We start from the raw sequence: 13,279 nt of genomic DNA on the forward strand, positions 1-13,279 counted from the left end.
CGAATGAATACAGAGGGATAATAATGGAAGCGATACAATTTATAGCCGATATGAACTTTTACCACTGGCTCACCCTGGCCGCAGTGCTTTTGATTGCCGAGATTGCTTTGCCCGGTGGTTTTTTCCTGGGGGCGGCGGCCGGAGCCTTGTTCACCGGATTGATTCACCTGCTCATGCCCGATATGGACTGGCAGGCTGCTCTAGCGATGTACTCAATCAGTTCCGTTGTCTTCAGTTTTCTGGCGGTGAATAAAATGCGAGCCGTTCTGGATTTTCAATCGGACCATGAAGATCTCAATGATCGGATGGCCAACTTGGTCGGGGCTCAGGGAACCATCATGATGATTCCTGGAGAGCCCAGCAAAGTGAAAGTTGGCGATACTCTTTGGGGGCTTGAGCACGATGACCGCTTTTATGATCAAGCCCCGGTCACCGTTGTTGGTGTAGAAGGTATGAACGCTGTTTGCCAGCTGCTTGATCATTAGCTTTTGCGTGCGCATTTTGGAAGTGCCTGATGTGGTGTAGGGCAAACCGAAAAACGAATAAGACACACTCTTGAATGCGCTTGATAATCAATTGTAAGCTAATGATTTATAAGGAAAAACTGGAAAAATAGTAAAATTAAGGCTATGCTGCGCGAAATGGAAATTTCATCTAAAGGTGTTCTTTATGCAAGGTGATAGCGCAGTCATTGATTGGCTTAACAAATTACTTGAATATGAACTGACCGCTGTTGATCAGTATTTTATTCACTCACGCATGTATGAGGACTGGGGCCTTACTAAACTCTATGAGCGTATTGGTCATGAGCGTGATGATGAGTTGGGTCATGCCGATCTTTTGATTCGCCGCATTTTGTTTCTTGGGGGGGTGCCGAATATGGCGAAACGCTCTCCAATGAATATCGGGCAAGACGTACCGGCGATGCTGCAAAGTGATTTGGACCTAGAAATTCACGTAGGCAACGAGCTGAAAGAAGCGATGGCTTATTGTGAATCGGTAAAAGACTATGTGACTCGCGATATCATGCTGAAAATGCTGGATGATACCGAAGTGGATCATGAGTATTGGTTGCGTCAGCAGCTGGGCTTGATTGACCGAATGGGTTTACAGAATTATCTTCAATTTGTTGCTTAATCTTTTTTGGGCCCAGTGACTGGGCCCACTTCTTTTCATTCAGACCTCTCTTCTTTCCTTGGTTTACCTATTCGGTGAGGCCTTCCAGAAAACTGTCTACAAAATCTGACACCAGAAGACTCGATTCCGGCTTACTGGATGACAGAACAACACGCGTGAGTCCATCCACAAGTTCCATCATGAGGAAAAGATGTCTGCGCAGTTTCTTTTTGTCGAGCTGAGGCTGGGTCTTCAACACATAATCAGCCCATATTTCGGCATTTCTTTTTGATTCAGAAATTTCCAGTTCCGAGATGCGTGGGTCCGTGTGTATGGCACAAAAAAGTCGGATTCGAAACGGCTCCTCTCTATGCAGTTCACAGTATTCCAAAAGTGCTTCTTTCAGTTTATCCCGTGCGGAAGTGGGATTCTCAGAGAGTGTCTTAATCAGCCTCTGGCGGTTTTCTTTAAACATCTCACTGGCCATGGAATAAATCAGAGACTGCTTATTATCAAAATATCGATACAAGGCCGCCTTAGTCATGCCGGCGGCTTCGGCAATGGCTGTCATGCTAACGGCTTCGGTGCCGCGTGAGCCGAACAGGCTTGCGGCGGCACAGTGAATGGCTTCCACAGTGGCTTTGCTGCGATCCTGTTCTGGCGTTCTGCGAACTTTCAAGGGAGTGAGTGATTTCGACATGGTGAGCTCTTAAATCAATGCGCTTCATTGACGATAGTATCCCAGCCAATACGGCGAATCAAAACTCGGTAACGTAAGAGAATGACCATTGACAGCTATTGATGGTTTCGGTAATTTTAAAACGTGACCAATGGTAGTGTTTTATGAGTTTAGATAAATACATCCAAAGTGCATTGTATATTTGCCGGCAGTGGGCTCAGCTGAAACGACAATCGTCGGTGTGCCGGGGTGCGTCGAGCTCGAGTATGTTGAAAGTGCGTAGAGAGAAGGTTGAGGGCGTGTGATGAAGACAGTTTCAGAACAAAGGTATTGTCTGCAAGGCGGCTTTGTTGTGGATGGCTCCGGTCGTCCGCCTTTTAAAGCCAGTGTTTTGGTCGACAAGGGAAAGATTGTCGAGATCTCGCAAGAACCGGTGGTAGATGCCGGCGAGTATATTGATTGCACGGGTAAATTCATCGCGCCTGGGTTTATCGATGCTCACTCTCATATGGACTATTACGCAGCGACCGAAAACCCGGACTTTTTTGAATCGTTCACCCGTCAGGGAATTACCTCATTTGTGGGTGGGAACTGTGGTTTCAGTCCCTGCGCAGCAAAGAAAGATGGGCCGCACAAAGAACTTCTGGACAACACATTATTTGAAGTGCCAAGTGACAAAAGTGTGGTGATGGATGATCTTCACCGCTTTGATCAAACTCTCGCCTATAGTGACATCGAGCATGGATTCTATTCCATGGTTGGGCATGGTAGCTACCGAACTTCAATCTCCGGGCATGAAGCTCGAGATCTGACTGAATCAGAAGAGACATTGCTGTTTCAAAAGCTTGAAGATGCTCTGAGTAAAGGGGCCATTGGTGTTTCACTGGGCTTGCAGTATAAGCCTGGCGTTTTCATATCACGAGATGAAATCGTAAAAGTGGCGAAACTGTGCAAAAAACACGGGAAAGTCATGGCCGTTCACGCAAGAGCATTTTCGAAGCTTTCCGGCACCTATCCATTAAAGCCGTTTGGGCGGGCACATAATCTTCTCGCAATTGACGATATGATCAGTGTTGCTGAAGAAACCGGGGTGAAGCTGCAGTTCTCTCATTTGATCTTTGTGGGCAAGCAAACCTGGAAAACGTCCGATGAAGCTTTAGACTTGATTCAAGGTGCTCGTGAGCGCGGTGTTGACATCTGTTTTGATATCTTTCCCTACGATTGTGGTGCAACCTTACTGAATACCATTTTTCCTGATTGGTTTATGGCGGGAATGCCAGAAGCCGCCCAATCCACAATGGCGCGTCTGCGTTTGCGGGCTGAACTAGAAGTGGGATTTCGTTTGGTGGGTTTTGGGTATGAAGATATAGTCATCAGCTTTTCAGGCTCAGAAGAATACAAAGGGTTTGAAGGTAAAAATGTATCCGAAATTGCTTGTCTGAAAAAACAAAGCAGATTTTACACCTTGATCGATATTCTCGAGAAGAGTAAAAGTTTAGCGCGTGTACTGAATAAATCCTACTACGGTCCCGGGCATATTGAGAGGCTGATGAAAAACCCTGCCGTTTTATTTTCAACGGATGCGTGGCCAGAGTTGCATGGTATTCAGAATCCTGCGGCGTTTGGCTCGTTCCCCAAGTTCCTTCAGATATCCAGGGACGAGAATAATATTCCCTTAGAAAACTGCGTTCGCAAAATGACAGGCGCGACGGCGGATCGTTTTGGAATTGCTGACGTGGGTTATTTGAAGCCCGGGTATCAGGCTGACATTGTAGTGTTCGATAGGGAAGAGGTTCAAGACACCACTTCAGCCAAAAATCACTCAGCGAAACCTCTTGGTATAGAGCAAGTATATATCAGAGGGACCAGAATACCTTTGGAAAATAAAGGCGTATCTGTTGGTTAGCTTCACATATACAACAAAGTTGCGCTGAGCAATGTATAAGCGATCGCAGAGGCGATAGCTGACAGTCGGATGTCAATTCGCTTCTGGCTTTCGAGATAGATATACGTCAGGCTGGCACACGCAAGGCTGCTTCCCAAAGCGCTAAGTGTTGGGTAAATGACTAAATGGGTCAGTAGAAAGACTGAGGCAACAAATGCAGTAATGACGATTTTATTTTGTGTTACCTTGTGAATGAGGTGGACCAGTGTAACCTGAAAAATCAGTGTTTCCAGAACCGGGGAAAATACGCCGATATTCACTCTGACATTGATGTCCGGCTGCGCTACCCAACCCGTTAACACAGAAAGATAATCGAAATCGGACAGCACCTCTGGAGTCGTCACAATTGCGAAGAACAGTTCGAACAGCGTAATTGCCAGACAACACCATACCAAGCCCTTGATACAGTGAAGAAAAAAGAATGGGATGTCTTTGTACATATTGTCTCCCTTGAGATATCAAAAGGGAAACTGTAAAGGGGCGGGCTTAATCAGCTCAATGAGCAAAAAGTCAGTTATTCCTATAGCGGATGTAAATAGATGGTCTGAACAAACAGACCGAAGATTAAAAGTTGCACTTTTGCTTTACTAGTGACGGTTTGTCAAACAGGGCTACGCTTCGTTCGGTGAGATCGCCAGCCAAGCAATAGCAGCATGACACTCAAAGCCATCAGGCTTGTAGTACTCATACTCGGGACAGCCTGTGCGCCAGAGGTTGATGCCGGAAATCCGATACCCGTTGGGGTGATGCCGCTGATGTCTGAACCAGGCCAACCTGAATTACCAATGTAATAAGTAATGGTTGCCAAACCCGGGTTATTTCCAAAGCTAGCGAGTGGGTCTGTATCCGTCAGGGTTGGCCGTGTGCCGTCGAAATGCACAGTGGTAAGCGAATTAAAACTGAACGCAAAGTTCTGTATCGTTGTAACACTGGCTGGAATGGTGAGTGTGGTCAGTTGATTGTTGCCAAAGCTTGCTACTCCGATATCTTCAAGCCCCTCATTTAGCGTGAGGCTGTTCAGTGAGGTGTTTGCAAAAGCCTGATTGCCAATACTGGTAATGTGACTGGGAATGCTGAGGTTAATGAGCGGATTTGAGGCAAATATCTCCTCGGGGATGTGTGTCATGTTCGATGGGAGCGTAAAGCTACTGATGTTATTGGATTGAAATATCTGAACACCGAATGTAGTGATACTGCTTGGAATGTTTACGCTGGTCAGAGAGTTATTGATAAAAGCCCGTGTGCCGATGCTGGTCAGTGTGTTGGGCAAATTAATACTGGTGAGATTGTTCTCTCGAAACCCATCTAATCCAATGTTAAGCAAACCATTGGGCAAGTTAACGCTGTTGAGGTTGTTGCCTCGAAAGGCATTATCGCCAATCGTTGTAACACCGGAAGGCAAATTGACACTGGTCAGATTATTATCTCTAAACGCTTGATTCCCAATTGTCACCAGGCTACTGGGCAAGTTTATCGTGTTGAGTATGCCGCTCGACGCTCCGAACGCATTGAAAGCGTCGTCTGCAATTTCAACGACGGGTTTTCCGGGATCGCTCGCCAAGGTATCTGGTATGGTCAGATTGGCAGGACAAACACCGGTGCAACCATCGATTCGCAAAGTGCCGCCAAGGTCGGTGAATTCCAATCCTGAAACGGGGTCGCTCGCGGCGAGCAAATTCTGCTGCATGAGTAAGCAGAGGGAAATCAGAAGACTGTATGTTTTATACATTGTTAATACCTTATTAAACGTCTTTGATGTCGGTATTTAGCCATGGGCGTGTATTACTTTGCCTGTGTGAAAATGAAGACTTTCTGAACAACAGCGTGCAATTGAAAATATAGCCTAGGAAACTACTGGTCGTTTGAATCTTTTTTGGGTTTTGCTTTTCATTTCGGGACGAAATTTTTATTTCTGTCCCCACGGGAAAAGAATTTTAAAGTTTGAAGGAAAATCAAAAGGAAATAGATAGGGAGTTGTTAATCAGAGATCTACTGGGTTGGATTTGGTATCAATGATGAATCATGAATGCCCCTGAAAAGATAATTTAAAGTGATGCTCTAAAAAGGGCAATCGCGAAACTTAACGCAATGAGTAAAGTTTGGACATTTGTTTTCTGAAGTCTTTCTCACCTCCATAGCTTGGATGGCGAACTTTGTATATAGGAAGGTGATTAAACACCTTGGCAGCGTTGGTATAGGCATCGTTTCCAATGGCAACAATTCTTTTGGGTTGTAACAAACTGATGATGCTTTCCAAAACACTCAATCCGTAATCACGTTCCTTACTGGTATGACTTCGATTGCTCAGTGGCTTATTTTCTTCGTAAGGGTGAAAAGGAAATACATTCCAAGTGAAAATATTTTCATTGGATTTTTCGAGAAAGTTCCAGATGTTCAAGGCTGTGCGTTCGGCAAATGCCTCTCCCTTAGTCGCTCGATTGATTTCGGCTTTCCAAAAGTGCTTAGCTTGTTCAAAACGAGCTTCATCGGTCAAGGCAAGGCCGGTTCGTCGTCCGCCTCGGTGCCCCAAATCTCGACCAATCCAGATCGAGTCGACTGTGTTAGTCTGAAGCGAATTCAAAATATTAGAAAGGTTCTTGGAGCGAATGGCGCTGGCATTGTAACGATCGTATACCGGGCAAATATCCGTGTAAGGGTTGAAGACATTACTGCCCTGATAGGATTTGAGTTCACGGATAAATCTGGAGGTGTTCATGGGGTGGTCGATAGCCAATTGTTATCAAGTTCTGAATGTTGATTATATCACCTTGTTCATGGTTCACTAAAGGCAATGCCTTGCGCTTTTAATGTATCGAATAATAAAAACTAGGTGCCTCATGAATCTGGACTATAGCCATGCCACAGGGGAGACAGGGAGCTCTCTGCTCAACACTACGATTGGGGATCAGCTGGAAAAAACAGCTGAGCTTTATCCCGAAAAAACGGCCTTGATCGTGGAACACCAAGGCATTGAGTGGAGTTATCAACAGTTCAATGACAAGGTAAACAGTCTGGCAATCAGTCTTATTAATCTTGGCATCCAGGCGGGCGATCGGGTTGCGATCTGGGGGCCAAATTCTTATGAGTGGGTGCTGACGCAGTTCGCCACGGCTAAGATTGGCGCGATATTGGTCTGCATCAATCCAGCGTATCGCCTTTATGAACTGGAATACGCGTTGAACAAAGCATCTTGTAAGGCGATTGTGTTAGCGGGGGAATTTAAGAGCTCTGATTATGTTTCGATGTTAACAAACTTGGTACCTGAGTTGTCTCAAGAACAAGACGTTCTGAACAGTGAAAAACTGCCTCATATGAAACAGGTTGTCCGTATGGGGGCGCAAACAAGTAGCGGAATGAATAATTTTGATGATTTGCTCGAGATTCAGGCTTCGAATGCAGACGTTCGCGCTTTAAGCCCAGGGTTATCCCCGGACGATGCCATCAATATTCAGTTTACATCGGGCACCACGGGTAGTCCGAAAGGTGCTACTTTGAGCCACAATAACATTCTCAATAACGGTTACTTTGTGGGCGCTAGTATGGCCTTAACGCCTGAGGATAGACTCTGCATTCCGGTCCCGCTGTATCACTGCTTTGGTATGGTTATGGGGAATCTGGCCTGTGTAAGTCATGGCGCGACCATGGTTTACCCTAGTGATGGCTTCGACCCGAAGGCCACACTGGAAACTGTAGAGCGCCGTCGTTGCACCGCTTTGCACGGCGTGCCCACCATGTTTATTGCTGAGTTGGATACCGCAGGGCAATACGATTTATCGTCTCTTAGAACCGGTATCATGGCCGGCGCTCCCTGTCCTGAAGACGTGATGAAAAAAGTGATGGACAACATGCACATGAAACATGTGTTGATAGCTTATGGCCAAACGGAACTCAGTCCGGTAAATCATATCACCTCACATGACGACTCTTTGGTGCGAAGAATTTCCACTGTGGGTAAGCCCGGCCCACACTTGGAAGTTAAAATTGTTGATGAGCATGGCAAAACCGTACCCGTCGGTGAAAAAGGTGAGATCTGTACCAAAGGGTATTCTGTTATGAAGGGTTACTGGGATGAACCGGAAAAAACTTCAGACACGATTGATTCAGATGGCTGGCTGCATTCTGGTGATCTTGGGGTGATGGACAACAGTGGTTATGTCAAAATTGTGGGTCGCATCAAGGATATGATTATCCGAGGTGGCGAGAATATTTACCCCCGGGAAATCGAAGAGTTTTTGATCCGTCATCCTAAAATTGAAGACGTTCATGTGTTCGGCATTCCCGATGACACAATGGGTGAAGAAGTGTGCGCTTGGGTAAAGTTGAGCGGAAAGAATACTTGCTCAGAAAACGATATTCTCAACTTTTGCAAAGGGCAAATCACTCACTTCAAAATCCCCAGACATATATCCTTTGTGTCCGAGTTTCCAATGACCGTAACGGGTAAAGTTCAGAAGTTCAAAATGCGAGAAATCATGGCTCAACAGCTGAACGATAGGCGTTAGAGGGAGTGATTTTTCGAATGCCCCTTGGTATCCAGTATTGAGAAAAGCTGGATACCAAGGAGAGTAAGAATTAATAGCGGAAGCGTTTGACCAGCGCCAGCAACTCATCAGACATGTTACTGGCCTCTGTCATTGCTTCTGTAATGGTGCGAGTGCTGCGGGTGTTTTCAGCGCCCATATTGGAAATGTGCGCAATATTGCGATCGATTTCTTCAGTAACGCTGATTTGCTGTGAAGAAGCGTCCGATATTTGTCCGCTCATCATATTGATGTGATCAATAGAGCCCGCAATGGATACCAGCGTTTCACCGGCATTCTTTACCTGTTCCACCACGGCTTCCGATTGAGAGCGGCTGATGTCCATTACATTGACGGCTTTCTTGGAGCCGGCTTGCACAGTTTCGATCATCTCGCGAATAGATTCAGTTGATTCCTGTGTGCGCCCGGCCAATGTGCGCACTTCATCGGCGACTACAGCGAAACCTCGTCCTTGTTCGCCAGCACGGGCGGCTTCAATAGCCGCATTTAAGGCCAGAAGATTGGTTTGTTCTGCAATACTGCTGATGACTTCCAGGACAGAGCTAATGTTTTCGGTATCTTGCTCAAGTTGACTGATGACCAACGAGGCGTTTTGAATTTGATCGGCAAGCTCCAGCACTTCAGAGGTGGCTGTCCGCAGAACTTGTTCCCCATTGTTGGCCTCCCGACTCGCTTGATTAGCCGCCGCCGCTGTATCGCCTGCGTTGCTGGAAACCTCCTTCGAGGTGTCGTACATTCGGATGGTAGCTTGGGCGACTTGCTCGGTTTCTCTTTGCTGCTCCACAATATTGCGGTCCGCCTGGTAGGCGGTCGTGGAAACGTTCGATACGGTACTGCTCAAGCGTTCAGCCGAAGCATGGATCGTGTCCATAACCTCGATTAACTGGTTTTGCATGTTCCGAATGGGAGTATGAATTTCGTCTTCGCCGGGAATGTCATGGCTTAGATCACCTTCGGCAATGACTTTGAGCCTATTCCCGACCCTATTCAAATGCTCTTGAGTGATTGTGGCGATGCGCCAGCATAAAAGAAAACCAATCAATGCTGAAAATACAAACAGCGTGATTTGTTTGGACTCTGCATCGGCTTCGAGCGTTGTTGCGGTTCGGGCGGCTTGCTCGGTGAAGCTTTCGATTTCAATCACCAGAGTACTCAAACGACTATCCAGTTCGCTTTCAATGTTTACAATATCTTGGGACAGCGCGTGAACCTCGGTAAGATCGCCAGCGGCGAGCGCTCGAAAGATATGGCTTGCTTCTTTGTCGTAGACTTTGTGAAGCTTCTGAACGTCTCGAAGGCCTTGATCGACAGTGCGGAACTCTTTTTCATGCTCTTGGCTATGGGGAATGGCAAGAATCGCCTGGGTCTTCTTCAGGGCGTCTGCAATTTCCACATCCACTTTTTGCGATAATTGTTTATATTTTTCCTTCTCTTCTTGCATAAGGGCAACAACCGTACTGGACGGGTCAGTTTGTTCCCCATAGCGAATAGCGCGTTCGAAATGAACGGCTTGCTCGAGCTGGTGAATCGTGATCTTGGTCAAAACCTCAACAAGAGGAAGGTTTTCCTCAGTAATGTTCTTCAGCTCTTTGCCAATGGAATGCATCGACAGAATAGCGGTTAAGGAGGAGGCGATAAGTAAAGACAATAGAGCGGCGGTAATCAATAAGAACCTGCCGCGAATGGACATGCGCGAAATTAAACTGGACATCAGAATACCTAATGGTCAAATTTTGTTAACAACTAATTTTCATGCGACTGTAGGTAACGCAGTTGCTCACAGGGCTGATGCCCTTTCTCCTAGGTTGAGGCCCAGTGGGTGAGCTGTATTTGATAAGAGCTTGGCTTACGGTGGCGGGAAGTTGAAACTCACTGTCGTAAGCATTTGGCTCAAGGCCTTTATCGGCGACAAAAAGGGATTCTTTAGAAATTTATATTGGATTTTCCACGTGCTAGAGTAATATGAAAAAGAGCAAAACCTTGTAAAAATAAGTGCACTAAAAACGGCTGATGCATTATGTAGCGGCTTATTATTCAAGGTGTTCGTTGTTGACCCGAATGAATCTGACTGCACTTAAGTACTGGTGTTTTGATTTAAGTGAAGCCTTCCACTGGAGGCTTGATTGGCAGCGGAATTTGATTGTGTGCTTTTGAACTATAACTCAAAGTAATGTGTTGTATACATGCCTCCAATGTCTAATGAACTACCGAGTTGGTTGATATCGGCGAAGTGGATGCCCCCAAGGCATCACGTGTCTACTATTGATCGTCCACACCTGATCAACGCCTTAAATAAAGGGTTTCAGCAAAAACTCTGTCTGGTGACGGCACCAGCAGGTTTCGGTAAAACGACTTTGCTCAGCCAGTGGCGCCAACAACTGTTGGCCGAAGGCAATCAAGTGGCCTGGCTTACCTTGGATGAGGCCGATGGTGATGTGAATAATCTGGTGTGTTATCTGATTTTTTCATTGATTTCGGCAGGTATGGATCTTGGGCGTTTGCAGATGCTAGCGGAGCAGGGCTTGTCGGATACTTCTCCAAGGGCTTGTTTGGCGTTGTTGCTGGCCAGTATCGAGAACAGCCGTTCAAATACGGTTTTGATTTTGGATGATTATCATCGTTTCAATTCCAGCAGCGTTGATCAATTTGTGAATGAGCTTTTGGCGAATGTTAGTGATAACTTTCATTTGATCATCAACTCAAGAGAAAAACCTGACTTGGACATTAGCCGTTTGCGATCCCAAGGGCAAATCCTTGAATTTGGCCCTGAACAGCTGCGTTTTAACAGTGAGGAGCTGCAGTTGATAATGGGGCCGGATATGGCTGCGGTGCAGATTGAGTCCCTGCTGGAAAAATCGGAAGGCTGGCCGGTGACGATCCAGCTTTTACGTCAGGCTATTGCCAACGGCAGTAATCGGGAGGATTTGCTCGCTAATTATTCTGGTACGAGTAGCCATTTATCGGAGTACCTGTCTCAGCAGATCCTTGATAAATGCGACATTGAAGTGCAACAGTTTCTGTTGACCACGTCTATTTTGGAGCGAGTGAATAACAGTTTGGGTCAAGCATTGAGCGGCGTTGCTGATGGCTTTGACAAGCTGGAAAAAACCAGCAGTATCGCAACGCTGTTTGTGCCGCTCGACGAAGGTAAGCAATGGCTGCGCTATCATCACCTGTTTTCGGATTTTCTTCGTGAGCAGTTACAACTGCGGTACCCGGAGCAGGTAACCAGGTTGCATTTGCGAGCCAGTGGCTGGTTTGAGCAAGACAATAATCTGATCGAGGCTGTGCGCCATGCCTGCTTGGCGAGCGACTTTGACCATGCCGCCGAATTGATTGAGCAGGCTGGTGGTTGGGAACTGATTCTGTATGGTGGCATTGGGTTCTTAAGGCGCTTATTGCAATACTTCAGTGAAGAGCAACTCAAACAGCATCCGCGCTTACAGGTGGCTCGGGCATATCTGTGTCAAAAAGAAGGTGAAATTCGCTTGTCGCGTGACTATCTCGAGCAAGCTCGAGCGAATAAAATCGTCAGCAGTATCGATTTTCTGGACAAGCGCCAAATCTTTGAGCGAGACCACTCCATCGTAGAAGTGTTGCAAGGCAATTATGAAGATGATTTCAGCATTAGCCGAAAATACCTACAGCGTCCAAAGGCGTCAGAACTTAGGCGTTTAAGCGGTGAGGACAGTATTTTTGATGGTGTTCTGAATTGCTCCTTGTCCCTCTATTTGATGGCGGATTCCAAATTCAGCGACAGTATCAGTCATATTCAACAGGCGACTCAGCAAATGCGCCAAGCACAGAGTATTTTGGGGACGAACTACTGCTATTTGCACTTGGGTACGCTGGCGTTTTACCAAGGTAGCCTCCGCCAATCCGAAGCCTATTGTCGGGAAGCGCAGGCAATGGCCGATGAGAACTTTGGTTCAGATTCAGGGTTGAAATACTTGGCAGATATCTTGATCTATTCGCTGAAAGACTGGCGTTCAGAACTGGATGAAGACCTGCAAGGGTTTGAAAAGGTTCTTCAGCATATTGAAAGTTATGATGGCTGGTTTGAAATTTATATTGCTGCCTATGAGTTATTGCTGGCGAGGGCCTGGCAGGAAAAAAAGGAAGATCTGCTTAGGAATCTTGTCAGTCGAGTGCAAAACGTCGTTGATGAACGGCTCAATCAACGCCTTCAGATTTTTGTTGATACCTGTCAGCTCAGTCTTGCTATTCTCGAAAACAATGAGCTTCATGCCGAGCGTCTTCTCCATCAGCATCGAAATCTATTCGAAGGGGCGTCGGAGCTGAGCTGGCGGCCGATGCAGTATTTTGGGGCGATGGCGGTTCATTGGTATTTACACAAACGGGATTTTCACAAGGCAGAGCAGTGTCTCCAGTTCATGGAACAACGCTGCCGAGAAGCCGGTGCCCAATGCTTCTTGGTGAATTGCCTGGTGCTCAAAGCTGAGTTGGAATTTCATCGTAAGCAATCGAATGTTGCCGCCCAATATCTTTTCGAGGCTGCAAGCTTGGCGTGGCCTGAAAGCATTATGCGGCCATTTATTCGTAACGAACATGCGATTGCCTTGATTGCTGCAGCCAATAACTATAGCCAGGAATTGCCCGTTGACCGCCTCAGCTTGAACTTTCTTCAACAATGCAGTGATCAGGCCAGAAAGCTTAAAAAACACAGTTTGCAGCAACAGCAATTGCTGAGTAGCCGGGAAATGGAAGTGCTATTGCAGCTCCAGCTGGGCCTATCCAATAAAGAAATCGCCCGAGCTTTGGAAATGACTGAACATACGGTCAAATTTCATCTCAAGAACGTCTTCAGCAAGCTCGGCGTTGATAAGCGTACCAAGGCTGTGATTGCCGCCAGGGAGCAAGGAATACTGGATTAAAACGGCTGTTTCGAACGATGAACCTACCCAAAAGGGTAGGTTTCAGTAGGGCAGGCTGAAAACCTAGACATAAAACCCCTCTGGCTACCCTTCTCGTTCGTTG

10 protein-coding genes are annotated in these 13,279 nt (G+C 46.5%); 5 read left to right on the forward strand and 5 right to left on the reverse strand.

The genetic code is table 11. The annotated features are described in order from the left end of the window. Positions 1 to 23 precede the first annotated feature (23 nt). Together ABWW03_RS16135 and bfr are read left to right on the forward strand one after the other, a co-directional pair. The gene (locus tag ABWW03_RS16135) at positions 24 to 485 is read left to right on the forward strand and encodes an NfeD family protein (RefSeq protein ID WP_353409989.1); all 462 of its coding nucleotides are present in this window, start codon (positions 24 to 26) and stop codon (positions 483 to 485) included. Positions 486 to 669: 184 nt separating this feature from the next. Continuing rightward, positions 670 to 1,137: a bacterioferritin gene (gene bfr / locus ABWW03_RS16140; protein ID WP_353409991.1), complete on the forward strand. Its 468-nt coding sequence runs from the start codon at positions 670 to 672 to the stop codon at positions 1,135 to 1,137. Between the two features lie 67 nt (positions 1,138 to 1,204). Here the strand turns inward: bfr and ABWW03_RS16145 are convergent, their stop codons facing one another. Beyond that, positions 1,205 to 1,816, reverse strand: coding sequence for a TetR/AcrR family transcriptional regulator (locus tag ABWW03_RS16145; RefSeq protein WP_353409993.1), 612 nt, complete (start codon positions 1,814 to 1,816; stop codon positions 1,205 to 1,207). A 331-nt stretch (positions 1,817 to 2,147) separates the two neighbouring features. Here ABWW03_RS16145 and ABWW03_RS16150 point away from each other — a divergent pair, with 331 nt between their 5' ends. Then, positions 2,148 to 3,701 carry an N-acyl-D-amino-acid deacylase family protein gene (locus ABWW03_RS16150; protein ID WP_353409995.1) on the forward strand — a complete coding sequence of 518 codons (1,554 nt, stop codon included), beginning with the start codon at positions 2,148 to 2,150 and terminating at the stop codon, positions 3,699 to 3,701. 2 nt (positions 3,702 to 3,703) lie between these two features. On the opposite strand, the gene ABWW03_RS16155 is transcribed toward ABWW03_RS16150, so the two are convergent. The 3 genes from ABWW03_RS16155 to ABWW03_RS16165 form a co-directional block, all read right to left on the reverse strand. Next, on the reverse strand, positions 3,704 to 4,180 hold the full coding sequence (locus ABWW03_RS16155) for a hypothetical protein (protein ID WP_353409997.1): 477 nt from the start codon (positions 4,178 to 4,180) through the stop codon (positions 3,704 to 3,706). 161 nt (positions 4,181 to 4,341) lie between these two features. After that, positions 4,342 to 5,469 (reverse strand): leucine-rich repeat domain-containing protein, encoded by a 1,128-nt coding sequence (locus ABWW03_RS16160; protein ID WP_353409999.1) that lies wholly within the window; start codon positions 5,467 to 5,469, stop codon positions 4,342 to 4,344. Positions 5,470 to 5,820: 351 nt separating this feature from the next. Then, the gene (locus tag ABWW03_RS16165; protein WP_353410001.1) at positions 5,821 to 6,456 is read right to left on the reverse strand and encodes a uracil-DNA glycosylase; all 636 of its coding nucleotides are present in this window, start codon (positions 6,454 to 6,456) and stop codon (positions 5,821 to 5,823) included. A gap of 121 nt (positions 6,457 to 6,577) precedes the next feature. Here ABWW03_RS16165 and ABWW03_RS16170 point away from each other — a divergent pair, with 121 nt between their 5' ends. After that, positions 6,578 to 8,242, forward strand: coding sequence for an AMP-binding protein (locus ABWW03_RS16170; protein ID WP_353410003.1), 1,665 nt, complete (start codon positions 6,578 to 6,580; stop codon positions 8,240 to 8,242). A 70-nt stretch (positions 8,243 to 8,312) separates the two neighbouring features. Here the strand turns inward: ABWW03_RS16170 and ABWW03_RS16175 are convergent, their stop codons facing one another. After that, entirely contained in the window at positions 8,313 to 9,992 is a 1,680-nt protein-coding gene (locus ABWW03_RS16175) for a methyl-accepting chemotaxis protein (RefSeq protein WP_353410005.1), read from the reverse strand. A gap of 541 nt (positions 9,993 to 10,533) precedes the next feature. On the opposite strand from ABWW03_RS16175, the gene ABWW03_RS16180 reads away from it, so the two are divergent. Next, a complete protein-coding gene (locus tag ABWW03_RS16180; RefSeq protein WP_353410007.1) occupies positions 10,534 to 13,176 on the forward strand; it encodes a LuxR C-terminal-related transcriptional regulator in 2,643 nt (880 codons plus the stop codon). The last annotated feature ends 103 nt before the right edge of the window (positions 13,177 to 13,279 follow it).

Origin of the sequence: Pseudoteredinibacter isoporae, assembly GCF_040372805.1 — a bacterium.
Classification (GTDB): domain Bacteria; phylum Pseudomonadota; class Gammaproteobacteria; order Pseudomonadales; family Cellvibrionaceae; genus Pseudoteredinibacter; species Pseudoteredinibacter isoporae_A.

Coding starts and splice junctions, on each gene's coding strand:
- ABWW03_RS16165 (WP_353410001.1), bottom strand. CDS start 6,456: ATGAACACCTCCAGATTTATCCGTGAACTCAAATCCTATCAGGGCAGT.
- ABWW03_RS16155 (WP_353409997.1), bottom strand. CDS start 4,180: ATGTACAAAGACATCCCATTCTTTTTTCTTCACTGTATCAAGGGCTTG.
- ABWW03_RS16175 (WP_353410005.1), bottom strand. CDS start 9,992: ATGTCCAGTTTAATTTCGCGCATGTCCATTCGCGGCAGGTTCTTATTG.
- ABWW03_RS16135 (WP_353409989.1), top strand. CDS start 24: ATGGAAGCGATACAATTTATAGCCGATATGAACTTTTACCACTGGCTC.
- bfr (WP_353409991.1), top strand. CDS start 670: ATGCAAGGTGATAGCGCAGTCATTGATTGGCTTAACAAATTACTTGAA.
- ABWW03_RS16160 (WP_353409999.1), bottom strand. CDS start 5,469: ATGTATAAAACATACAGTCTTCTGATTTCCCTCTGCTTACTCATGCAG.
- ABWW03_RS16145 (WP_353409993.1), bottom strand. CDS start 1,816: ATGTCGAAATCACTCACTCCCTTGAAAGTTCGCAGAACGCCAGAACAG.
- ABWW03_RS16170 (WP_353410003.1), top strand. CDS start 6,578: ATGAATCTGGACTATAGCCATGCCACAGGGGAGACAGGGAGCTCTCTG.